The sequence below is a fragment of the Nocardioides sp. B-3 genome (genome assembly GCF_024703895.1).
GTDB lineage: Bacteria > Actinomycetota > Actinomycetes > Propionibacteriales > Nocardioidaceae > Nocardioides.
Genome location: NZ_CP087968.1, coordinates 3,616,237 through 3,637,016, shown reverse-complemented (window position 1 = coordinate 3,637,016; position 20,780 = coordinate 3,616,237). Strand labels below are relative to the sequence as shown.

Here is a 20,780-nt window from a genome sequence, read left to right as displayed (position 1 = left end):
CCCATGCCCGTCTCCGCCCCCATCACCCGCACCGAGCACTCGGTCTTCCGGGCGGCCGTTCTCGATTTCAAGGAGGCGACGCCGCGCGGTCGCGTCCCCGTGTCCCTGCATGTCGGCGTTCCCGGCCGTGCCGTCGCGCGCCACGTGGTCGAGCGCGGGCAGTCACTCGACCGGGCGCTGCGCACCGACATCGCGGCCGCTCTCCTCCAGCAGACCTCGAGCGCCGCCCAACGGTGGGCGTGGCTGACCCGTGGCGGCTCGCTGGCGCTGCACGATGCCGACGTCGCCCGGTCGGCTGCGTGGTACGCCGCCTGCGCGGGAGCGCGAGGTCGAGGTGCCGTTCGTCGTCGTGACCCGCACGGGGTGGGCCGACCCGCGCACCGGCGTGCTGCGTGAATGGAGCCGGCTGCGGCGCCGCTCCGGCGTCCCGGCCGCTCGTCAGTCCTGTGTGAGCGGGCTCGTTGGTGTGCATCCGCTCGCGGTAGTCGAGCAGCGTCGCGCGCAGGGCGTCGAACCTGTCCTGGTCCTGCCGCTGTCGCATCCGGCCCACGAACCACTCGGCACCGTTGGTCCCCAGCAGGCAGCGCTGCTCGATGATGCCCAGCAAACGGTCACGCACCGGGCCCTCGACGCCCCGGGCGTCGAGGCCCTCGGCCGCCATCGGCAGCAGCCGACGCAGCACCAGCTCGGTGGCGCGCACCGGCCGATGCCGGGCCAGTAGATCTGGGCGTCCACACCCTGCTGCGCGGCAACGTGGAAATTTTCCTCGGCCGCTGAGAAGGACATCTGCGACCACAGCGGCCGCTCGCTCTCGGCCAGTGAACGGACCAGTCCGAAGTAGAACGCCGCGTTGGCGATCGTGTCGGCCACGGTCGGGCCGGCGGCGAGGAGGCGGTTCTCCACGCGCAGGTGCGGCACTCCCCCGGCGATGTCGTAGACCGGCCGGTTCCAGCGGTAGATCGTGCCGTTGTGCAGGCGCAGCTCGGGCAGGTTGGGCGTGCCGCCGGCCTCGAGCACCTCGAGCGGGTCTTCATCGTCGGTGATCGGCAGCAGGGCCGGGAAGTAGCGGACGTTCTCCTCGAACAGGTCGAAGACCGACGTGATCCACCGCTCGCCGAACCACACACGGGGCCGCACCCCCTGCACCTTCAGCTCGTCGCTGCGCGTGTCTGTCGCCTGCTCGAAGAGCGGGATCCGGGTCTCGCGCCACAGCTCCTTGCCGAGGAGGTAGGGCGAGTTGGCCGCCACGGCCAGCTGCACCCCCGCGATCGCCTGCGAAGCGTTCCAGTAGGCCGCGAAGTCCTCGGGCGAGGTCTGCACGTGGAACTGGGTGCTCGTGCAGGCCGCCTCCGGCACGATCGAGTCGGCCGTCGTCGAGAGCCGGTCGCGACCGGAGATGTTGATCGTGATGTCCTCGCCGCGAGCCGAGAGGATCTGCTCGCTCAGCAGCTTGTAGCGGGGGTTGGAGCTGAGGCTGTGCACCTCCATGTGGCCCTCGTCGAGCGTCGGGAGGATGCCGATCATCACCCGGTGGGCGCCCACCTCGGCGGCCTTGGACTCGGCGTCGTTCAGCGAACGCCGCAGGCTCTCCTCGAAGATGGTCAGCCCGCCCTCGCGCAGGGTGGCCGGCGCGACGTTGATCTCGATGTTGAACTGGCCCAGCTCCGTCTGGAACTCCGGCGACGCGATAGCCTCCAGCACCTCGGCGTTCTTCAGCGCCGGGTCGCCCTGCTCGTCGACCGGGTTGAGCTCGACCTCGAGGCCCGTCATCGGGTCGTCGGTGTCGAAGCGGGCCTCGCGCAGCATCCGGGCGAAGACGTCGAGGTTGCGGCGCACCTTCTCCCGGTGCTGCGTGCGGTCGGCCCGTGAGAACTCCTGCTGCTCCACCTCTTCGCCCATGTCGCGACGATAGCGAGCCGGAGCACCGGATGGGTGCCGTGCGGAGGTTCAGGCTGCCCCCTCGGCCGGTCTGACGGTGTGACTCAGCAGGGACTCCCACAGGTCCGGCGACGTGGCTGACATCAGCATCTCCGCCACCAGCCCCGCCAGCGAGTGCTCCGGATCGACGGCCCGGGCACGATCGACGGCGCACCAGGGCCAGCGCTCCCTCGCCGGCCAGCCAGCTGGTGAATGCCAGCACCGAGGCCGGCCCGGGAACCAGCTCCTCGGGCGTGCGCCTCACGATGTCGCTCCAGAGCTCGACGTAGGGCCGGGCGTTGTCCCGGGTCAGCCAGCGCCACGCCTCGTCGCGCAGGTCGGGCTGGACGAGGGACACGGCGAGCGCGGCCAGCACGTCCGGCGGGGCGGGCGTGTGCGAGGCGGCCGGGCGAGTGATGCACGGACGCATTGCGGCCGGCGTGAGCGGCTCCGCCGCCGCGACGAACCCGGCCACCAGCTCGGAGCCGACCGGGTCGCGTGTCACCGTCGCCGCCAGTGCCTCCCGCGAGCTGTGGGTGACCCGGCCGTCGAACACCGCCTCGACGGCGAACGGGTGGTGTCCGACCCGGAACGGGATCCCCCGGTAGGCCTCCGGCCCGCGGCCCGGGAGCACCGCGAAGTAGTGGTCGTCGTGCACGCGGAGCAGCTCGAAGACCTCGATGCCGGCGTCGGTGAAGCCCTCGTGCAGGCTCCAGGGCGACCTCGTCGGCGACGGCCGTGTCGTCGTCGTAGACGACGAACACGACCTTGCTGATGCCGTGCCTGCGGGCCGGGCGCAGGAGCGCCTCCAGCACGTCGTCGACGTCGGACTCGTCGGCGGGCAGGTCGACGCGGGCGTGGAACTGCCGCGCCCCCTCGACGGAGAGCATGACGACCGACCTCGCGGGCGGGAAGCCGATGGCAATGGGCACGAAGGCGAGCAGGTCCTCGGGACAGGTGGCCTTCATCTGGCGGGAGAGGTGATGTGGAGTGGTCATGACGATGACGCTGCCCAGCCGCACCGACACTCATCCTCGCCTCTCGCCACACCTGTGGACGACGCTTCGGGAGCGGTTGCCTGTGGATGGGTTCGGGACTGCGACAATGCCTGACATGACGTGGGGTCGCGGGTGAGGTCGACAGCCTCCGTCCTGCACATCGACCTCGACGCGTTCTTCGCCGCGGTCGAGCAGCGCGACAAGCCCTCCCTGCGCGGCAAGCCGGTGATCGTCGGTGGCGTCGGGGGGCGGGGCGTGGTCGCGACCGCCTCCTACGAGGCCCGAGCCTTCGGCGTCCGGTCCGCCATGTCGACCCGCGAGGCCCGCGCCCGCTGTCCGCACGCGGCGTTCCTCACCGGCCGTTTCCACGCCTACCGCGAGACGTCCGGCAAGGTGATGGCCGTGCTGCGTGCCGCTTCGCCACTCGTGGAGCCGCTCTCCCTTGACGAGGCCTTCGTCGACCTCGCGCAGGCGGGCCTGCCCGATCTGGAGGTGGCAACCGTCGCGGCGTACGGCGAAAGCCTCCGCGCGCAGGTCGCCCGGGCCACCGGCGGGCTCACGGGAAGTGTCGGCATCGGGTCGTCGAAGTTCATCGCCAAGGTGGCCAGTGAGCTGGACAAGCCCGACGGGCTCACGGTCGTGCCGCCCGGCACCGAGCGCGATCTGCTGCGGCCGATGAAGGTGACGGTCATCCCCGGCGTCGGGCCCGCCACGACCGAGCGGCTGCGCCGCGCCGGCATCCACACGATCGCCGACACCGGAGGCGGTCCCCGAGGACGAGATGGTCCGACTGCTCGGCAACGCGCACGGGCACGGCCTCTTCCAGCTCGCGCGCCCGGGACGACCGTCTCGTCGTCGCCGACCGCGAGACGAAGTCCGTCAGCTCCGAGGGCACCTACGACACCGACCTGACCGACCGCCGGTTGATGGAGGGACTGCTCACGCGGCAGGCCACCCACGTCGGCGAGCGGCTGCGCAAGCACGGCCTCTCAGGTCGCACCGTGACCATCAAGGTGCGCCTGCACGACTTCACGACCCTGAGCCGTTCCTCGACCCTCTCCTCCCCCACCGACAGTGGCCCGGCGATCAGTCGCGTCGCGAGGTCCCTGCTGGCCGACCTCGACACCTCCGGCGGCGTGCGGCTGCTCGGCGTGGGTGTCTCGGGGCTCGCCGACTGGATCCGGGAGGACCTCTTTGGCGAGACCGAGGCCGAGGAACCCGAGGTGGACCTGCCGGCGGCCGAGCCGGTGCGGCGCGGCTACGTGCCGGGCATGGACGTGGTTCACGACGAGATGGGTCACGGCTGGGTGTGGGGCTCCGGCAAGGGCGTGGTGACGGTGCGCTTCGAGACCGCCGAGACGCCGCCCGGCCCGGTCCGGTCCTTCTCCGTCGACGATCCCGCGCTGGCGCCGGCCGAGCGCCCCGTGGACGACTGAAAGCCGTTCAACGCCTGAGCGTTCATTGCGAGCCTCGTCGCTCGCTGGGACGATGGCAGGGAAATGGGAGAGGGGCTCCAGACGGTATGAGCGTCAGGAGCCCCTCAGTTTGACCGGTTGCGGTGACGTCCGATCGATCAAGACCGACGCAACCCTCCGAGGTCCCCGTCACCGGGCCCCCGCAGCGAGCAAGCTCGCCGTGTGAGTTCTGCGTTTCAGTCCGATCCCCAGCTCCGCAAGCGGTGCTGGTAGAGAGAGTTCTATGCGCTCGCGGACCTGCCGCGCAAGGGGTACGGCAAACATTCCTTCGGTCCCACAGGCATGTCCACAGAAGATCTGCGGTGGTCCACAGATGAGGCCCGCTTCTCCACATGGATGTGGATCAGCCTGTGGATGACCGCCGCGCGACCACGGCCATCCAGAGCCCATCCGGATCAGTGGCTGCTCCGAACCGGCCCTGAGAAGTCCCTGAGAGTTGGTCGAGGTTGCAACTCTGCAGGAACCCCCGCACGTCAGTGCTGGTGAAGGGCCACAACGAACGGGAATCTCCGGACCGTGTGGGCCGTTGAACACGACGTGACGCGATCGGGGACCGCGACACAACGGAGGAGGCGACGAGAATGACCACCACACAGATCACCAAGAACGCACCCGGCGCGCAGCGCAGCCGGCAGGGGACGCGCGGCGCGACGCGTGAGATCGAAGGTCGCGACAGCGTCGGGCTCTACCCGGACGAGATCGCTCGCACGCCGCTGCTCGACGCCATCACCGAGGTCGAGCTGTCCAAGACCATCGAGGCCGGCCTGCTGGCCGAGAAGCTCCTCGGAGGAGGGCCGCGTCGGCCGCAAGAAGGGCGGCGCCCCGGGCAGCGCCAACCGGGGAAGAGCTGGAGTGGCTGGCCGAGGAAGGCCGCAAGGCCGTCGACCAGTTCATCTCGGCCAACCTGCGTCTCGTCGTGTCGATCGCCCGCAAGTACGGCCGCTCGCAGATGCCGATGCTCGACCTGATCCGGGAGGGCAACACCGGACTGATCCGCGCAGTCGAGAAGTTCGACTACTCCAAGGGCTACAAGTTCTCGACCTACGCCACCCGGTGGGTGCGGCAGGCCATCACCCGCGGCATCGCGCAGCAGGCGCGGGTCGTACGGCTTCCCGTGCACGTGGTCGAGGAGCTCAACCAGTGTCGGGTGCCCGCCGCACGCTCGAGCGCCAGCTCGGCCGCGACCCGGAGCCGCACGAGATCGCCACCGAGCTCGGGATGGACATCGACCGGGTCCTCGACCTGATGTCCCGGGGTCGCGACCACGTGTCGCTCGACACCCCGGTGGACGAGGACGGCGACACGTCACTCGGTGACCTGATGGCCCGGGAGACGGCCCCCGGTCCCGACCCGGAGTTCCTCGATGTCGAGGCACGCCAGCGGCTCGAGGACCTCGTCTCGCACCTCGACGAGCGGGCCGCCGACATCATCCGCGCCCGCTACGGCCTCACCGACGGACGCCAGCACAAGCTGGCAGACATCGGCGCCAAGCACGGCATCTCCGCGGAGCGAGTCCGCCAGCTCGAGCGCGAGGCCCTGCAGAAGCTGCGTCGCATCGGCGACCCGGACCTCGCGACCGGCAGCACCGCGGCCTGACCCGTTCCACCAGCCTCCTCCCGGGGCAGCAGGCCCGTCCCGATCTTCGGGGCGGGCCTTGGTCACTTCTGCACCATCGACCAGCGGTGAGTGAGCCACATTCGAGGGCCGGCAAATGTGGTTGTGCCACCTCCATCGAGCGACGACACGTGTCCGACCGCCCCAGCGGTCAACCACCCACATTCGAGCGGCCGAAAATGTAGGTCACGCACCGCCGCCGGGCGGGTCGGACCGGTCGAGCCGGGTGGACGACCCGAGGGTCAGTACGCAGCGGAGGTCAGCGCGGCAGCGGCGTCCCGGGCCAGCGTCGTGACATCGCCCGGCACGGGAACCCGGCCCGCCGCTCGCTGCTGCCACAGCTGCACAGCAACGACCCGGGCGGCGGCCTCCTCGATCCGCTCGCGCGAGATCTCGCCCTCCTCGACCGCCTTGGTGACGACGCGGTGGGTCTCGACGGTGTCGACCGGCATCAGCAGCAGGTCGGCGCCGGCGTTGAGCGCTGCGACGGCCGGCTTGTAGCTCGAGGCGACGGCGCCCATGCCCAGCGAGTCGGTGATCGCGACTCCCTCGAAGCCCATGTCGTCGCGCAGGAGGTCGTAGACCTCGGGCGCCGGGGAGGCGGGGACACCCGGAGCAATCGCGGTGAGGTCGAGGTGGCTGAGCATGACGGCGGGCGCGTGCGTGTCGATCGCCGCCTCGAACGGCGGCAGGTCGTGCGCCAGCATCTCCGCCAACGTGGAGTCGAGCACCGGCAAGGTGTCGTGGCTGTCACTGGTTGCGGCCCCGTGGCCCGGGAAGTGCTTGACGGTCGACACGACACCGGCCGCGTCGAACCCACGCACCGCCGCGGCGGTCGCCTTGGCCGCGATCGCCGGGTCCTCGCTCGCCGATCGCGTGCCGATTGTGGGATCGGCCGCCCCCGATCGTCACGTCGGCCACCGGCGCGAACACCTGTGTGAAGCCGAGCTCGCGTAGCTCGAGCCCGGTCGCGTACGCCGCCCCGGCGCACCACTTCCCGGCCCGACTCGCCGTCCGCCGAGATCGCGTCGCCGGCCGCGTCGAAGGCCGGGAACTCGGTGGCGATGCCACGCAGGTGCGACACGTAGCCACCCTCCCGGTCCACACCGAGCACGGGCGGGTAGCTGCGGCCGTCGTCGACGGCGGCCTGTGTCAGTGCGGCGGTCATCTCGCGGACCTGCGCCTCGTCGACAACGTTGCCGTTGGTGATCGAGATGCCGGCGAGGTGCTGGTCGCGCAGCATGGTCGCGACCTCGGTCGGGTCGGTGCCGAGATAGCGACCCACGATGACCTGACCTGCCAGCTGCTCGCTGGTCATGTCGGCCACGATCGACTGCGCCTGCTCGAGCTCGCCGACTGTCGGCCCCCAGCCGAGGGGGTGTTCGGGTCGGGCGATTCTTCAGCAGGTCGTGCCGAGACAGAGGGGTCCGCCACCGTCCCGTCCGGGGCATCGGCCTGCGACGTGCAACCAGCGAAGACGCAGGCCATGACGGTCAGGACGGCCGCGGCTCGGTGGGTACGCACGGCGCGAAGGTTACCCGCGTCGCCGTACGCGCCCTGAAACGCGGCTTCAGCCCGGTTCACCGCCCTTCGACACCGACCCCCATCCGGAAGACCGGGTGTCCGCCCGGGTAGGCGCCGGCCCCGGCCGTGGCGGTCCCGGCGAGCGCGAGGCGCCGCGCGGTGCGCCGATCCCCGCGGCGGCGCTTGACCAGCGCGGTCACGAAGAGTGCAAGGGTGGCGTCCATCGCGATCGCGTGCACCAGCGCCACCCGCGTCTCGCTCCCGGACGTCGTGGCGAGGTCGTGGGCACCTGTGAGCGCCGTCGGCAGCGCGGTCAGGCAGCCCGTCAGCAGGAGGGGCGTCGACCGCCGCCGCGTGCTTCTCCGAGCCGGCGAGGTCCAGCAGCGTGGCCATCATCCACGCCCCCAGAGGCAGCTGCGCCTGCCACCGGGTGCACGCGGTGGCCCAGCCAGTCGCCGCCGAGCAAGTGGTCGAGGAAAGGTGGGTCGACGAGCACCTCGTGGGCACCGGCCCGGACCCGCGTCGCCGGGACATCGATCCCGTCGGCACGCTCGATGAGTCGCACGGCCCGTTCGGCGCTGCTCACGGACCGCTCACGGAACAGCATCCCGTCAGTCGAGCACACTTCCGGCACCGGTGAAAGGCCCGCAGGGGTGTTGCCTTCCGAGCGCAGTCAGGCGTCGGCCCGGAGGGACACGAAGACCTCGACCACCCGATCGCGGAGCTGGTCGGGGGTGCCGGTGTTGTCGATGACGTGGGTCGCGATCGCGAGCCGGTCCTCCCGCGACGCCCGGGCGGCGATCCTCGACTCGGCGTCCTCGCGGGTCCAGCCGCGGTCGGCCATCATCCGCGCGATCTGGAGCTCGGGCGGGCAGTCGACGACGATCACCGCATCGGAACGAGTCGGCGCGACCGCCCTCGGCCAGCAGCGGGATGTCGTGCACGACCGAGTCGTCGTCCCCAGCTGCTTCCTCCAGTGCGACCATCCGCTCGAACACCAGCGGGTGCACGATCGCCTCGAGCCGCTTGCGGGCCTCGGCGTCGCCGAAGACCAGCGCACCCATCGCCGCCCGGTCGAGGTCGCCGGCTGGCGTGAGCAAGGAGGATCCGAACTCGGCCACCACCGCGTCCGGGCCCGGAGTGCCCTTCTTCACCACCTCGCGCGCGAGCGCGTCGGCGTCGATGATCACCGCGCCGAGCTCGGCCAACATCGCCGAGACCGTGCTCTTGCCGGAGGCGATCCCCCCAGTCAGTCCGACTCTCGAGCTCACCCCTGCTCTCCCAACTTCGTGAGGATCCGGTCCAGCGTACGGCGGTCACGCTCCCCCCGGGACGTCGAGCACGCGCTCCGCGGCCTGCCCGCGGACATCCTCGATCTTCCGGAGCAGCAGCCGTCCGGCGTCGGTCAGCGCCAGCGTCGTGGCCCGCCGATCGGTGGGGTCGGCCGAGCGGGGCGATCCAGCCGCGCTCCTCGAGCGCATCGGCGACCTCGGTGGCCGAGCGCGGGGTGATCCGCAGCCGGGTGGCCAGCACGGAGGGCCTCACGGGTTCGGACGACGCGATCACCTTCAGCGCACGCGACTGCGCGGGGGTGATGCCCCGGGCGTCGAGCTCCCGGGCCGTCTCGCGGCGGATCTGCCGGGCGGCGGCCATCAGCAGGTCACCGGTCGAGTCGGACGTCGGGGAACCCATGGGAACAACCCTAGCCCCGTGGGCGTTGCACCCTCATAGTGAGGTTACCTCACGACATACTTCGAAAGGAGTTGGTCGCATGGATGACCAGCAGAGCTCCCGCCGCTCCCGCAGCGGCCGTCCCGACCCCGCCGACAAGCGGCAGCTCGCGGACCACCCTGTCTCCCTCACCCGGATCGCGCCTCTTCGCGCCGCACCGAGGCACCCTCGTCGTCGTCATCGCCCTGATCATGGTCAGCTCGGTCATCGGCCTCGCCCAGCCCTTCCCGGTGCGCCACGTCATCGACGAGGCGCTCCCCCGCCGGACGTGCGCCTGCTGGTCACGCTGGTGCTCGGCATGCTCGCAGTCGCGATCGCCACCGCCGCCATCGGCGTCGTGCAGACCCGGCTGTCGACGTCGGTCGGCCAGCGCGTCATGCACCGCCTGCGCAGCGACCTGTTCTCGCACCTGCAGCGCCAGTCTCTCGGGTTCTTCACCCGGACCCGTGGCGGCGACGTCCAGTCGCGCCTCGTCAACGACATCGGCAGCATGCAGAGCGTGGTCACCAGCACCGCCACCTCGATCGCGGCCAACGTCACCGTCGTCGTCGGCACCGCCGCGGCCATGGTGGCCCTGAGCTGGCGCCCGGCGCTGCTCTCCCTGATCGTCATCCCGCCGGCCGTCTTCCTGACCCGGCAGGTCGCGCGCATGCGCCACAAGCTCACGTCCCAGCGGCAGCGCTGACTCGCGGACCTGCACGTGCAGATCGAGGAGGGACTCTCCGTGAGCGGCGTGCTCCTCACCAAGACCCCGGGCGTCGGCGGCGCCCTCAGCACCCGCTTCGAGGAGACCTCGGCCGATCTGGTCGACCTCGAGATCCGCTCCCGCCTCGCCGGTCGCTGGCGGATGGCCACGATGAACATCATCTTCTCCGCCATCCCCGCCGCCATCTACCTCGCTGCCGGCTTCCCGGCGACGTCGGGTGGCATGACCATCGGCACCCCGGTCGCCTTCATCGCCCTCCGGGGCACCCTGTTCCGCCCCCTGATGGGACTGCTCAACGTGGGCGTCGAGATCACCGCCTCGATGGCGTTGTTCTCCCGGATCTTCGAGTACGCCGACCTGCCGATCGATCTTCCGGAGCCGGTCGACCCCACGCCACTCCCCCGGTCCGGCGGTGGGGTCACCTTCGAGCACGTGGGCTTCGGCTATGACGCCGACAGCGATGTCCTCACCGACATCCACCTCACCGTGCCGGCCGGCTCGAGCCTCGCGCTGGTCGGCGCCACCGGCAGCGGCAAGTCGACCCTCGCCGGCCTCGTCGCCCGCCTGCACGACCCGACCGACGGTCGGGTGCTGATCGACGACGTCGACGTCCGCGACGTGGCAGCCACCGACCTCGCGAGTCGAGTCGGGATGGTCACCCGGGAGACCTACCTGATGCACACCAGCATCCGCGAGAACCTCCTGCACGCCCGCCCCGACGCCACGGACGAGGAGATCGAGGACGCCGCTCGCCGCGCCCAGATCCACGACCTGATCGCGGGGCTGCCGCACGGCTACGACACGATCGTCGGTTCCCGCGGCCACCGGTTCTCCGGCGGGGAGAAGCAGCGGCTGGCGATCGCCCGCACCCTGCTCCGCGACCCGGCCATCCCGGGTCCTCGACGAAGCCACCAGCGCCCTCGACAACGAGACCGAGCGCGCGATCCGGGCGTCCCTCGACTCGCTCGCCCAGGGGTCGCACCACCATCACCATCGCGCACCGGCTCTCGACCGTGCGCAATGCCGACCGGATCGCGGTCCTCGACCACGGCCGGGTCGTCGAGCTGGGCACCCACGAGGAGCTGCTGCTCCGGGGCGGGCACTACGCCACGCTGATCCGCGGCAGCCTCGCCGAGGCGGCCTGACGCCTCAGGCCAGTCCGGCCTTGCGGGCGTAGACCGTCGCCTGCTCGGCGGCGTCCAGATCACCGGTGAGCAGGCGTTCGGTGGTCCAGTGGTCGACGGAGAGGCCCGTCAGTGCGACGTACTCCGCCAGCTCGGGCTCGAGGGGGCGCGCCAGCGTCATCAGGTCGGCGCCGGTGGGCGCCGTACCGGAGATGCTCGGAGAGCCTGCCATCAGCTGCCGAAGCGGCGGATAGGGCTTGAACCGGCCCACGCCGATGTGCCGGGTGACCTTGTCGAGCGTCGGGTTGGGCTCGGCGAGCAGCGTCGCGAAGTCGAGGAAGAGCCACTGCTCGCGGGGAAAGACGCTGAGCCCGTGCCGGACCTGCCCGCCGTAGTAGCCCCGGATCACGCCGGAGGCACGCATGAACCTCGCTCGTCCGCCGCGCCCGTCGAACTCCGCCGGCAGCTCGGTCGGGAAGTCGTCGGGCCGCCACGCCATCATCTCGGGCCAGTCCGGCGCCTTGTCGGGCTGGCGCTCGCGCACCATCACCCACTGGCTGACCCGGGCGGTCGATCGGGTCGCGGAAGACCGCGATCAGGCGCATGTCGGGGGCGCTGCTCGTGCATCCGCTCCAGCGACCCGGGCATCAGCAGGTAGCGCGGCGTCGCGTCGCCCGGGAGGCGATGTGGATCGGCTTCGCGTGCCTGATGCCGTACGCCGAGTGGTCGGCGTCGCGCCAGTCGCGTCATCGACGTCGAACCAGCCCATCTCCTTGCGGGGCGGGCGCGCCACCTCGGGATGCTGGTTGAGCATCCACTGCAGGGTCGACGTGCCCGCCTTCTGCACGCCGACGATGGAGAAGGTGAAGGGCAGGAAGGACACGTCAGCCCTGCGACAGCTTCTCTGCCGCCGCCAGCAGCACGCACGTGGCCACGGCATCGATCGCGGCCGTCACCTCGTCGAGCGGCGGCATGGTCGGCGCGATCCGGATGTTCTGGTCGTTGGGGTCGTCGCCGTGCGGGAAGGACGACCCGGCCCGGGTGAGCGCGACGCCCGCGTCCTTGGCCAGCGCGATCACCCGCGCCGCTGTGCCGGGCAGGACATCGAGGTTGATGAAATAGCCACCTGCGGGCTTGTTCCGAGTCGCGACCTCGTAGCCGCCGAGGCGGTCGGAGAACACACGGTCGACCTCCTCGAACTTCGGCGCGATGATCTCGCGGTGCTTGGCCATGTGGTCGCGCACGCCCCGGGCCGAGCCGAAGAACTGGACGTGGCGCAGGTGGTTGACCTTGTCCGGGCCGATCGAGCCGTTGCCGAGGTGTGCGAGGTACCACGCGATGTTGGCCTCCGAAGCGGCCGGGGAACGCGACGCCGGCGCCGGCGAACGTGATCTTGGAGGTCGAGGCGAACATGATCGGCCGGTCCGGGTGGCCGGCCGCCGAGGCGAGGGTGAGGATGTCGGCACTCTTCGCCTCCTCCTCGGTCAGGTGGTGCAGCGCGTAGGCGTTGTCCCAGAAGATCTTGAAGTCGTTGGCGGCTGTCTCCATCGACGCGAGCCGCGCGGCGACCTCCCCGGCTGCAGATCGAGCCGGCGGGGTTGGCGTAGGTCGGCACGATCCACATGCCCTTGATGGAGCGGTCGTCCTTCACCGGGCGAGCGACGGCTTCGGCGTCCGGCCCGTCGTCGTTCATCGGCACGGTGATCATCTCGATGCCGAGGGACTCGAGCAGCGTGAAGTGGCGGTCGTAGCCGGGGACGGGGCAGATGAACTTGATCCGGTCCTCCTTGCTCCACGCCCGGTCACTGTCGCGCACCGAACAGGAGCATGAAGATCAGGCAGTCGCGCATCATCGTCAGGCTGGAGTTGCCACCGGCCACGACCTGCTCCGGCTCGACCCACAGCAGGTCGGCGAACATCTCGCGCAGCTCGGTCAGACCGCTCAGCCCACCGTAGTTGCGCACGTCGGTGCCGCTGCTGTCCTTGAACCCGCGCGGCAGGTTCAACAGCTCGTCGGAGAGGTCGAGCTGCGCGGCCGAGGGCTTGCCCCTCGTCAGGTCGAGCTTGAGGCCCTTGGCCTGCAGTTCGGCGTACGCCGACTGCTGCTGCTCGAGGAGCGAGGCGATGTCGTCACGGGACAGTGATGAGAGCGGCTGGTGTGTCACGGATGCAAGGCTACCGAGGTGGTCACGCGGTCTCGCTGAAGGTCCGTCGATATTCCACCGGGCTCACGCCGCGGTAGCGACCGAAGTGGTGGCGCAGCGTCGCCGCGTTGCCGAAGCCGACCTCGCCGGCGATCCAGTCGATGGAGTGGTCGGTCTGCTCGAGCAGCTCCTCGGCTGCTTGCACACGCTGCGCGAGCACCCAGCTGTACGGCGTCGTGCCGGTCTCGTCCTTGAATCGGCGGGCGAACGTCCGCGGCGACATGTGCATGTGCCGGGCCGGGGTCTCGACCGTGAGCTCCTCGGCCGGGTTGGTCGAGATCCGGGCCAGCAGCGGGGCGAGCGCCTCCGACTCGCACACCGGTATCGCGCGCGATGAACTGCGCCCGGCCACCGTCACGGTGCGGCGGCACCACGATCCGGCGGGCGGCCGACGCCGCGACGCGCGCACCGAACTGCTGGCGCATCAGGTGCAGGGCCGCGTCGAGGCCTGCCGCGGAGCCCGCACCGGTGACGATGTTGCCCTCCCCGGACGTAGAGCACGCCGCCGTCGACCTGTGCCTCGGGATACAGACCCGCGAGCTCGTCCACGTGTCGCCAGTGCGTCGTGCACCGCTTGCCGTCCAGCAGCCCGGCCTCGCCGAGCACGAAGGCGGCCGTGCAGTGGGCGAAGACGAAGGCACCGCGCGTGCGCGTGCTGGACGAGCTCGACGACCTCGGGTGACGGGTCGAGGTAGCCGCGCTTGGGGATGACGCACACCGAGTCGGCGTCGGCGGCGGCCTCCAGACCCGGGTCGACGTACAGGTCGAAGGCGCTGCCCTTGACCCGGCCGGGACGGGGCGTGGTGACGACGAAGTCGAAGACCGGGTTGTCGTCCTCGGGGTGGTAGGGCTCGGCCCACACCTCACACATCGCCCCGAGGCCGAAGGGCTCCGCTCCGTCCTGCACCACGACCGCGACCTTCTTCATGGGGACATGCTGGCGCACGACTGGCAGGAAATCAACCAACACTGTCATTCCTGCCACTGGTGGCAGCATCAATGCGGGCGCAGAATTACTGCCATGACCACCATCCTCTTCATCCTCGTCGCCACCGCCATCGCTGCCTACCTCGTGAGCTACGCGCGTCACGACCTGTTCGCCGGTGCGGCCACCCACGCCGACGACCACGACGAGCTCGGCCCCGTCGAGCTCCGCCGTCACCCGGTCCCCCGCCCCTGAGGAACCCGCCGCGGCTTTGCTTGGATGGCGTCATGGACGCCGCCGGGCTCAGCCCCGGATCCCGGGTCGCACTGCTCGTCCCCGGTTCGCACGCGCACGTCGACTCGGTGCTCTCCCTCCTTGCGTCGGGCATCTTCCCGGTGCCGCTCGACCCTGCACTGACGGACGCCGAGCGGGAGCGGATCCCCGGCTCCGATCTCCCCCGACCCGGTCCTCACCCCGGGCCCCGAGGTCGATGCCCTGCTCGCGACGTTTCCACGGGGCCGGCGTCGCGGACTGCCGAAGGGCCGGCCGATCCACTGCACGAGCGGCACCACCGGCACTCCCAAGGGCGTGTTCTCGGGGCTCTTGACTCCCGCCGACGCCGCAGCACTCGTCACCGAGGAGCGCGACCTGTGGGGCTTCTCCCCCGACGACGTCAACCTCGTGCTCAGCCCGCTGCACCACTCGGCTCCCCTGCGGTTCGCGATGGGCACGTTGCTGGCCGGTGGCCGGATCGTGGTGCCGGGCCGCTTCGACCCGGCGGGCATCACGGCGGCGATCGGGGCCGAGCGGCCGACCACGATGTTCTGCGTGCCGACCCATCTCCAGCGACTCTTCGCGCACTGGGACGAGGTCGGGACCCCTGACCTCTCGTCCTTCCGGCTGGTCGCGCACGCGGGAGCACCTTGTCCGCCGGCACTCAAGCACCGTCTGATCGAGGCGTTCCCGCCCGGGTCGACGTGGGAGTTCTACGGCTCCACCGAGGGCCAGTTCACCGCCTGCCGGTCCGAGGACTGGTTGACGCACCCGGGCACCGTCGGCCGCGCCCGGCCGGGTCGCTCCATCACCACTGACGCCGATGGTCGGCTGTGGTGCGTGGTGCCGCCACATGCTCGCTTCTCCTACCTCGGCGATCCTGCCAAGACTGTCGAGGCCCGGCGCGTGACCCCTGCCGGGCCGGCGTTCACGGTCGGTGACGCTGGCCGGATCGACTCCGAGGGCTATGTCTTCCTCGACGGTCGCCGTGACGACCCGGTGATCAGCGGGGGCGTCAACGTCTACCCCCTCGAGGTGGAGAACGCACTGCGCGAGCTGCCGGGCATCGACGACGTCGCGGTGTTCGCCCGCCCCGACCCCGACTGGGGGCAGCGCGTCTGCGCCGCGGTCGTCGGTACGGCGACCGACGCTGAGCTGCGCGAGCACGCGATCGCCGTACTCGCTCCAGCGAAGCGCCCTGAAGACGTATGTGCGCGTGGCCGAGCTGCCGCTGACCGCCACCGGGAAGGTGCGCCGCGACCTTTGCCCGGCCTGCTCGAGCGGCCCTGAAATGCCTGAACGGCCCACCGGCGAGGCCGGTGAGCCGTTCGAGGAAAGCCGATCTGACCATCAGTCAGATGTTCACGCTTGGCCACCCGTGAGCTTCTCATGAAGCGCCTGCAGCGCCTCGTCGGACGCGAGCGAACCGCTGGCACCGCCGGTGTCGCCACCGGTCTCGGACACGTCGTCGCCACCGGAGGAGTAGGACGTCGCCTCGTTGGCCTCGGCCTCGGCAACCTTCGCCTCGGCCTGCTGCTTGACGTGCGCCTCCCAGCGGGTGTGCGCCTTGGCGTACTGCTCTTCCCAGACGGCGCGCTGGTCGTCGAAGCCCTCGAGCCACTCGCCGGTCTCGGGGTCGAAGCCCTCGGGGTAGACGTAGTTGCCCTGCTCGTCGTAGGTCGCGGTCATGCCGTAGAGGGTCGGGTCGAACTCCTCCACGTCCGCGGCCGTGGCCGTCTCGTTGGCCTGCTTGAGCGACAGCGAGATCCGGCGACGCTCGAGGTCGATGTCGATGATCTTGACCATGACGTCGTCGTTGACCCGGACGACCTGCTCGGGGATCTCCACGTGGCGCTCGGCCAGCTCGGAGATGTGCACGAGGCCCTCGATGCCCTCTTCGACGCGGACGAACGAACCGAAGGGCACCAGCTTGGTGACCTTGCCGGGCACGATCTGACCGATCTGGTGGGTGCGGGCGAAGTGCTGCCACGGGTCTTCCCGGGTGGCCTTGAGCGACAGGGAGACGCGCTCGCGGTCCATGTCCACGTCGAGGACCTCGACGGTGACCTCGTCACCGACGGTGACGACCTCGGACGGGTGGTCGATGTGCTTCCACGACAGCTCGGAGACGTGCACGAGGCCGTCGACGCCGCCGAGGTCCACGAACGCACCGAAGTTGACGATCGAGGAGACGACACCCTTGCGGATCTGACCCTTCTGGAGCTGGGTCAGGAAGCCGTGGCGAACCTCGGACTGGGTCTGCTCGGAGCCGGGCACGGCGCGACAGGACCACGTTGTTGCGGTTCTTGTCGAGCTCGATGATCTTGGCCTCGAGGACCCGGCCGACGTAGGGCTGCAGGTCGCGGACGCGACGCATCTCCACGAGCGAGGCGGGCAGGAAGCCGCGCAGGCCGATGTCGATGATGAGACCGCCCTTGACGACCTCGATGACGGTGCCCTCGACGACGCCGTCCTCTTCCTTGACCTGCTCGATGGTGCCCCGGGCGCGCTCGTACTGTGCGCGCTTCTTGGACAGGATCAGGCGGCCTTCCTTGTCCTCCTTCTGGAGGACCGGGGGCCTCGACCACGTCGCCCACGGAAACGACCTCTGAGGGGTCGACGTCGTGCTTGATCGAGAGCTCGCGGGACGGGATGACACCTTCGGTCTTGTAACCGATGTCGAGGAGGACCTCGTCACGGTCGACCTTGACGATGGTGCCTTCTGACGATGTCGCCGTCGTTGAAGTATTTGATGGTCGCGTCAATGGCCGCGAGGAAGTCCTCTTCAGAACCGATGTCGTTGATCGCGACCCGGGGCGCGTCGTAATCGGGAAGAGCGGAGATGGTGCTCGTCATAAGGGAATTAATTCCTTGGATGGATAGAAGTCGTGCGGACACGCGCAAGGGCCGGTTTCACCACCGATGAGAGATAGCGAGCGAGAGTCCGCTCCGTATGGAACTCAGACAGACCTCTGGCGCACCCTGAAGACTACCGCGTCGCACCGGGAGTCCAACTGGGGCCGCACCTCCCCCGCCGCCCATGCGGACTCGAGGGCCTTTCGCAAGGTGGTCTAGTCCACGGGCGGTCCGCCGTCATCAATTGTGGTGTTTTTGTTCCACTTCGTTGGATTTCTGGAACGTTCGTTGCGCGAGACGTCATTCAGTCGCGTAGGGCGTCGCGTCTCGCTGGAGGCTGTCACGGGGCAGCCTTGACGACCGAGAGGAAGCACCGTGGCGAACTTCCGCACCGGGCGTGTCCCGGCATCCATCACGACCTTGGCCCCCGGTGCCGGGGCTGACCGTCCTGTCACTGGCTCCACCAGCCACGGCTGCGCCACTACCAGCGGCCTACTCAGGCTCCACGCACAGCGACCCGGAAGACATCACTGTCCTGCTGGGAGGTGCGAACGAGACCCACGTGATCTCCGGTCACGAGACGACCGCCGTCGACAGCACCGCTGCCGTGAAGACGTCGGCGACGGCTTCCAACCTCGATCCGGCGGTGCTCGGCACCTCGATCCCGATCGAGGAATACCACCTCCGAGCAGCCCGCCGGGCCGGCCGCCGACTCGGGTACGTTCCTGCCGGTGACCGAGTTGGCACCGGCGGTCTCGCTGGAGGCAGGGTCGGGCGCGACGTCTGCCGCTTGGGCGGGCGACCTCGCCTGCGTTCCGGCCGGCACACCCCTCGCGCAGTCGTTCACCCGGGTGGACGCGACCACCGTTGCCGACAACCCGGTGCCCACCCTCACGGCCGCCGAGCTCGGCGTGATCACGACCACCGGCACAGTGGAGCTGATCCCCAGCGGCAGCACGAACAGCGTGCGCGCCACGGCCGAAGGCACCGTCGGAGACATCAACCTGCTGACAGTCTCGGGAGTTCCCACCGCGACCGTGACCGTCACCAACCCGACGAAGCTCGTGGTCACCCACGACGGCGCGACCCGCACCGTGGAATACACGGCGCCCGACGTGACACTCACCGTGGCTGGTCAGGCCCCGCTCATCATCTCCAGCGGTGGCAATGGTGGCAGCGGCGGCAGTGGTCCGATCACGATCCCCGGCGTCGCGACAGCGGAGATCAACGTGAGCGTCCTCGACGCTCCGACGACGACGGCCACCGGCGCGACGATCCCCGCCGTGCTCTCGATCGACGTCACCGTCGACGCCCCGGTGCTCGGCACCGCGCTCGCTGACGTGCACATCGGCCTGCTGCCGCTCACGGCCGACGCGACGGCGCCCACCGGCGGCGTCGAGTGCGCCCCCGTCGACACCGACGGCGACGGTCTCTCGGATGTCGATGAGGCGACCGCGGGCACCGACCCCACCAATCCCGACACGGACGGCGACGGCCTGACCGACGGCCGGGAGGTCGACTCCGACGGCGCCGGCCCGGACACCGGCACGGGCACCGACCCGCTGCGCGGCGACACCGACGGCGACGGGCTGGGCGACGACGCCGAGCTGGACACGGATGGAGCCGGACCCGACACCGGCACCGGCACCGATCCCCTCGATGCCGACACCGATGACGGCGGCGCCCCGGACGGCGCCGAGGTCTGGGCCGGCACCGACCCGTTGGCCGGTGCGGACGACGCTCCGGTCTCCGGCGACGCGGACGGCGACGGACTCACCGATGCTGAAGAGGCGACCACGGGAACCGACCCCGCCATGGCCGACACCGACGGCGACGGCCTGACCTGACGGCGAAGAGGTTGACACCGATGCGGCCGGCCCCGACACCGGCACAGGGACGGACCCGCTGGACCCTGACACGGACGGGGGCGGCGTACAGGACGGACCTGAGGCGTGGTCCGGCACCGACCCTGTCGCCACACCCGCCGATGACGCTCCTGTCGCCGGTGACAGCGACGGCGACGGCCTCGCCGATGCCACCGAGACCGGCACGGTGCCCGCGACCGACCCCGACAACACTGACACCGACGGCGACGGCCTCAGCGACGGCGCCGAGGCCATGTACGGGACCGACCCGACCAACCCCGACACCGACGGTGACGGCCTGCGTGACGGTGCCGAGGTCATCACCTACGGCACCGACCCGCTGGACTTCGACACCGACGACGACGGTCTCAGCGACGGCGCCGAGGTCGACACGGACGGTGCCGGAGCAGACACCGGGACCGGGACCGATCCCCGCGATGCCGACACCGACGACGGCGGCGTCAACGACGGTCAGGAAGTGCTCAACGGCACCGAGCCGGTCTCGACGCCGTCCGACGATGTCGCTCCCGTCGACACCACGCCCCCGCCGCTCCGGTGATCACGTCGCCGGCCGAGGGCAGTTCGACGGCTGACACGACGCCCACCGTCACGGGCACTGCCGAGCCCGGTGCGACGGTCACCGTCACCGAGGGCGGCGTGCTCGTCTGTACGGCGGTCGCCGACCCGTCAGGCAACTGGAGCTGTACGCCGACGACCGCGCTGCCGGTGGGCCAGCACACATTCACCGCGACGGCCACCGATGCGGCGGGCAACACCTCGCCCGCTGACACGGTGACCTTCACGATCGCAGCTCCGGCCAACCCGGACAGCGACGGCGACGGACTGCCCAACACCGACGAGACCAAGCCCGGCACCAACCCCGGCGATCCCGACACCGACAACGACGGCCTCACCGACGGCGAGGAGGTCGACCACGACGGCACCGGACCCGACAAGGGCACCGGGACCGACCCGCTCAAGGCCGACTCCGACGGCGACGGGCTCAACGACGGTCAGGAAGTGAACACGACCAAGAGCGATCCGTTGGACCCCGACACCGACAACGACGGCCTGAAGGACGGTCCCTGAGGTCAACGGGATGACCGTCAGGGAGCGTTTCTGAGGTCTGCGGGAAGAAGGCCACGAACAAGATCCGGGTCACCACCAACCCCCTCGTCAAGGACACGGACAGGGACGGCCATGGCGACGGCCGCGAGGTCAAGGGCTATCGGATCAAGCAGGTCGTCTTCGTGACCGGGGGACGGCGGCACGCTGACCATCGGCAAGACGCGGTCCAACCCGACCAAGGCCGACACCGACAAGGACGGCTTGTCGGACAAGGCGGAGAGGACGGGCTCGGCGAACAAGAAGTACAAGCGCCGCAAGACCGACCCGAGCAAGTGCGACACCGACGGCGGCGGCGTCAACGACGGCCGCGAGGTCAAGCTGGGCTCCGACCCGACTCGCATCAAGTCGGGCCCGAACGACCTCGAGTCGCGGGCCCGGAATCCGCGCAGGGAGTTCACCTCGGGCGGCTGAAATCAGTTGCACACTCGCTGGGCGTCGGA

General features: G+C 70.3%; 21 protein-coding genes and 9 pseudogenes. 12 read left to right on the top strand and 18 right to left on the bottom strand.

Annotated elements, in window-relative coordinates:
* Positions 1–3: 3 nt before the first annotated feature.
* The gene (locus LP418_RS24095; RefSeq protein WP_257953987.1) at positions 4–396 is read left to right on the top strand and encodes a hypothetical protein; all 393 of its coding nucleotides are present in this window, start codon (positions 4–6) and stop codon (positions 394–396) included.
* A gap of 42 nt (positions 397–438) precedes the next feature.
* Here the strand turns inward: LP418_RS24095 and LP418_RS24090 are convergent, their stop codons facing one another.
* Both LP418_RS24090 and LP418_RS24085 read right to left on the bottom strand, forming a co-directional pair.
* On the bottom strand, positions 439–1,899 hold the full coding sequence (locus tag LP418_RS24090; protein ID WP_257953986.1) for a glutamate-cysteine ligase family protein: 1,461 nt from the start codon (positions 1,897–1,899) through the stop codon (positions 439–441).
* 250 nt (positions 1,900–2,149) lie between these two features.
* Positions 2,150–2,885: pseudogene (locus tag LP418_RS24085) on the bottom strand (DUF4192 domain-containing protein); the annotation flags it as partial.
* Between the two features lie 162 nt (positions 2,886–3,047).
* Between LP418_RS24085 and LP418_RS24080 the strand changes: the two are divergent.
* Together LP418_RS24080 and LP418_RS24075 are read left to right on the top strand one after the other, a co-directional pair.
* Positions 3,048–4,351 (top strand): annotated as a pseudogene (locus tag LP418_RS24080) (DNA polymerase IV).
* A 635-nt stretch (positions 4,352–4,986) separates the two neighbouring features.
* Positions 4,987–5,986 (top strand): annotated as a pseudogene (locus tag LP418_RS24075) (sigma-70 family RNA polymerase sigma factor).
* A gap of 260 nt (positions 5,987–6,246) precedes the next feature.
* Here LP418_RS24075 and LP418_RS24070 read toward each other — a convergent pair.
* Positions 6,247–6,855 (bottom strand): glycoside hydrolase family 3 N-terminal domain-containing protein, encoded by a 609-nt coding sequence (locus LP418_RS24070; RefSeq protein WP_257957167.1) that lies wholly within the window; start codon positions 6,853–6,855, stop codon positions 6,247–6,249.
* Here LP418_RS24070 and LP418_RS24065 point away from each other — a divergent pair.
* Positions 6,788–6,961, top strand: a complete 174-nt coding sequence (locus LP418_RS24065) for a hypothetical protein (RefSeq protein WP_257953984.1) — start codon at positions 6,788–6,790, stop codon at positions 6,959–6,961. The two genes, LP418_RS24070 and LP418_RS24065, sit on opposite strands and share 68 nt — an antisense overlap.
* A 115-nt stretch (positions 6,962–7,076) precedes the next feature.
* Here the strand turns inward: LP418_RS24065 and LP418_RS34415 are convergent.
* The 6 genes and pseudogenes from LP418_RS34415 to LP418_RS24035 form a co-directional block, all read right to left on the bottom strand.
* Positions 7,077–7,247 (bottom strand): annotated as a pseudogene (locus LP418_RS34415) (glycosyl hyrolase family 3); the annotation flags it as partial.
* A gap of 337 nt (positions 7,248–7,584) precedes the next feature.
* Entirely contained in the window at positions 7,585–7,836 is a 252-nt protein-coding gene (locus tag LP418_RS24055; RefSeq protein WP_336276127.1) for a hypothetical protein, read from the bottom strand.
* 17 nt (positions 7,837–7,853) lie between these two features.
* Positions 7,854–8,114: a hypothetical protein gene (locus LP418_RS24050; RefSeq protein WP_257953981.1), complete on the bottom strand. Its 261-nt coding sequence runs from the start codon at positions 8,112–8,114 to the stop codon at positions 7,854–7,856.
* An 87-nt stretch (positions 8,115–8,201) separates the two neighbouring features.
* Positions 8,202–8,417 carry a dephospho-CoA kinase gene (locus LP418_RS31480; RefSeq protein WP_336275801.1) on the bottom strand — a complete coding sequence of 72 codons (216 nt, stop codon included), beginning with the start codon at positions 8,415–8,417 and terminating at the stop codon, positions 8,202–8,204.
* Positions 8,418–8,490: 73 nt separating this feature from the next.
* Positions 8,491–8,739 (bottom strand): annotated as a pseudogene (gene coaE, locus LP418_RS31475) (dephospho-CoA kinase); the annotation flags it as partial.
* Between the two features lie 301 nt (positions 8,740–9,040).
* Positions 9,041–9,181: pseudogene (locus LP418_RS24035) on the bottom strand (MarR family transcriptional regulator); the annotation flags it as partial.
* A 118-nt stretch (positions 9,182–9,299) separates the two neighbouring features.
* On the opposite strand from LP418_RS24035, the gene LP418_RS24030 reads away from it, so the two are divergent.
* Together LP418_RS24030 and LP418_RS24025 are read left to right on the top strand one after the other, a co-directional pair.
* The gene (locus LP418_RS24030) at positions 9,300–9,944 is read left to right on the top strand and encodes an ABC transporter transmembrane domain-containing protein (RefSeq protein WP_257953979.1); all 645 of its coding nucleotides are present in this window, start codon (positions 9,300–9,302) and stop codon (positions 9,942–9,944) included.
* A gap of 15 nt (positions 9,945–9,959) precedes the next feature.
* Positions 9,960–11,081 carry an ABC transporter ATP-binding protein gene (locus LP418_RS24025; protein ID WP_257953978.1) on the top strand — a complete coding sequence of 374 codons (1,122 nt, stop codon included), beginning with the start codon at positions 9,960–9,962 and terminating at the stop codon, positions 11,079–11,081.
* Between the two features lie 33 nt (positions 11,082–11,114).
* On the opposite strand, the gene LP418_RS24020 is transcribed toward LP418_RS24025, so the two are convergent.
* The 7 genes and pseudogenes from LP418_RS24020 to LP418_RS24000 all read right to left on the bottom strand — a co-directional run bounded on the left by LP418_RS24020 (position 11,115) and on the right by LP418_RS24000 (position 14,221).
* Positions 11,115–11,639 (bottom strand): hypothetical protein, encoded by a 525-nt coding sequence (locus LP418_RS24020; protein WP_257953977.1) that lies wholly within the window; start codon positions 11,637–11,639, stop codon positions 11,115–11,117.
* A gap of 45 nt (positions 11,640–11,684) precedes the next feature.
* A complete protein-coding gene (locus LP418_RS24015; RefSeq protein WP_257953976.1) occupies positions 11,685–11,972 on the bottom strand; it encodes a sulfotransferase in 288 nt (95 codons plus the stop codon).
* 1 nt (position 11,973) lies between these two features.
* Positions 11,974–12,555: a hypothetical protein gene (locus LP418_RS31470; RefSeq protein ID WP_336275800.1), complete on the bottom strand. Its 582-nt coding sequence runs from the start codon at positions 12,553–12,555 to the stop codon at positions 11,974–11,976.
* Positions 12,509–12,637, bottom strand: a pseudogene (locus LP418_RS31465) (aminotransferase); the annotation flags it as partial. The pseudogene LP418_RS31465 and the gene LP418_RS31470, both read right to left, overlap by 47 nt.
* A 103-nt stretch (positions 12,638–12,740) precedes the next feature.
* Positions 12,741–13,254, bottom strand: a pseudogene (locus LP418_RS31460) (aminotransferase); the annotation flags it as partial.
* Positions 13,255–13,276: 22 nt separating this feature from the next.
* The gene (locus LP418_RS24005; protein ID WP_257953975.1) at positions 13,277–13,612 is read right to left on the bottom strand and encodes a helix-turn-helix domain-containing protein; all 336 of its coding nucleotides are present in this window, start codon (positions 13,610–13,612) and stop codon (positions 13,277–13,279) included.
* A 105-nt stretch (positions 13,613–13,717) separates the two neighbouring features.
* The gene (locus LP418_RS24000) at positions 13,718–14,221 is read right to left on the bottom strand and encodes a hypothetical protein (RefSeq protein WP_257953974.1); all 504 of its coding nucleotides are present in this window, start codon (positions 14,219–14,221) and stop codon (positions 13,718–13,720) included.
* 93 nt (positions 14,222–14,314) lie between these two features.
* Between LP418_RS24000 and LP418_RS23995 the strand changes: the two genes are divergently transcribed.
* Together LP418_RS23995 and LP418_RS23990 are read left to right on the top strand one after the other, a co-directional pair.
* Entirely contained in the window at positions 14,315–14,473 is a 159-nt protein-coding gene (locus LP418_RS23995; protein ID WP_257953973.1) for a hypothetical protein, read from the top strand.
* A 333-nt stretch (positions 14,474–14,806) separates the two neighbouring features.
* On the top strand, positions 14,807–15,781 hold the full coding sequence (locus LP418_RS23990; RefSeq protein WP_257953972.1) for a class I adenylate-forming enzyme family protein: 975 nt from the start codon (positions 14,807–14,809) through the stop codon (positions 15,779–15,781).
* A 72-nt stretch (positions 15,782–15,853) separates the two neighbouring features.
* Here the strand turns inward: LP418_RS23990 and rpsA are convergent.
* Positions 15,854–17,347, bottom strand: a pseudogene (gene rpsA, locus LP418_RS23985) (30S ribosomal protein S1).
* Between the two features lie 731 nt (positions 17,348–18,078).
* Between rpsA and LP418_RS23980 the strand changes: the two are divergent.
* From LP418_RS23980 to LP418_RS29975, 3 genes are all read left to right on the top strand, one after another.
* Positions 18,079–19,194 carry a thrombospondin type 3 repeat-containing protein gene (locus LP418_RS23980; protein ID WP_257953971.1) on the top strand — a complete coding sequence of 372 codons (1,116 nt, stop codon included), beginning with the start codon at positions 18,079–18,081 and terminating at the stop codon, positions 19,192–19,194.
* A 205-nt stretch (positions 19,195–19,399) separates the two neighbouring features.
* Positions 19,400–19,771, top strand: a complete 372-nt coding sequence (locus tag LP418_RS23975; RefSeq protein ID WP_257953970.1) for a thrombospondin type 3 repeat-containing protein — start codon at positions 19,400–19,402, stop codon at positions 19,769–19,771.
* Complete coding sequence (locus LP418_RS29975) at positions 19,768–20,301, top strand: Ig-like domain-containing protein (protein ID WP_272496288.1); 534 nt, start codon at positions 19,768–19,770, stop codon at positions 20,299–20,301. Before LP418_RS23975 ends, LP418_RS29975 begins: the two co-directional genes overlap by 4 nt.
* 17 nt (positions 20,302–20,318) lie before the next feature.
* Here LP418_RS29975 and LP418_RS23960 read toward each other — a convergent pair whose 3' ends face one another.
* Positions 20,319–20,552, bottom strand: a complete 234-nt coding sequence (locus tag LP418_RS23960) for a hypothetical protein (RefSeq protein WP_257953969.1) — start codon at positions 20,550–20,552, stop codon at positions 20,319–20,321.
* Here LP418_RS23960 and LP418_RS23955 point away from each other — a divergent pair.
* Positions 20,542–20,751: a thrombospondin type 3 repeat-containing protein gene (locus LP418_RS23955; protein WP_257953968.1), complete on the top strand. Its 210-nt coding sequence runs from the start codon at positions 20,542–20,544 to the stop codon at positions 20,749–20,751. The genes LP418_RS23960 and LP418_RS23955 overlap by 11 nt on opposite strands.
* Positions 20,752–20,780: the final 29 nt, after the last annotated feature.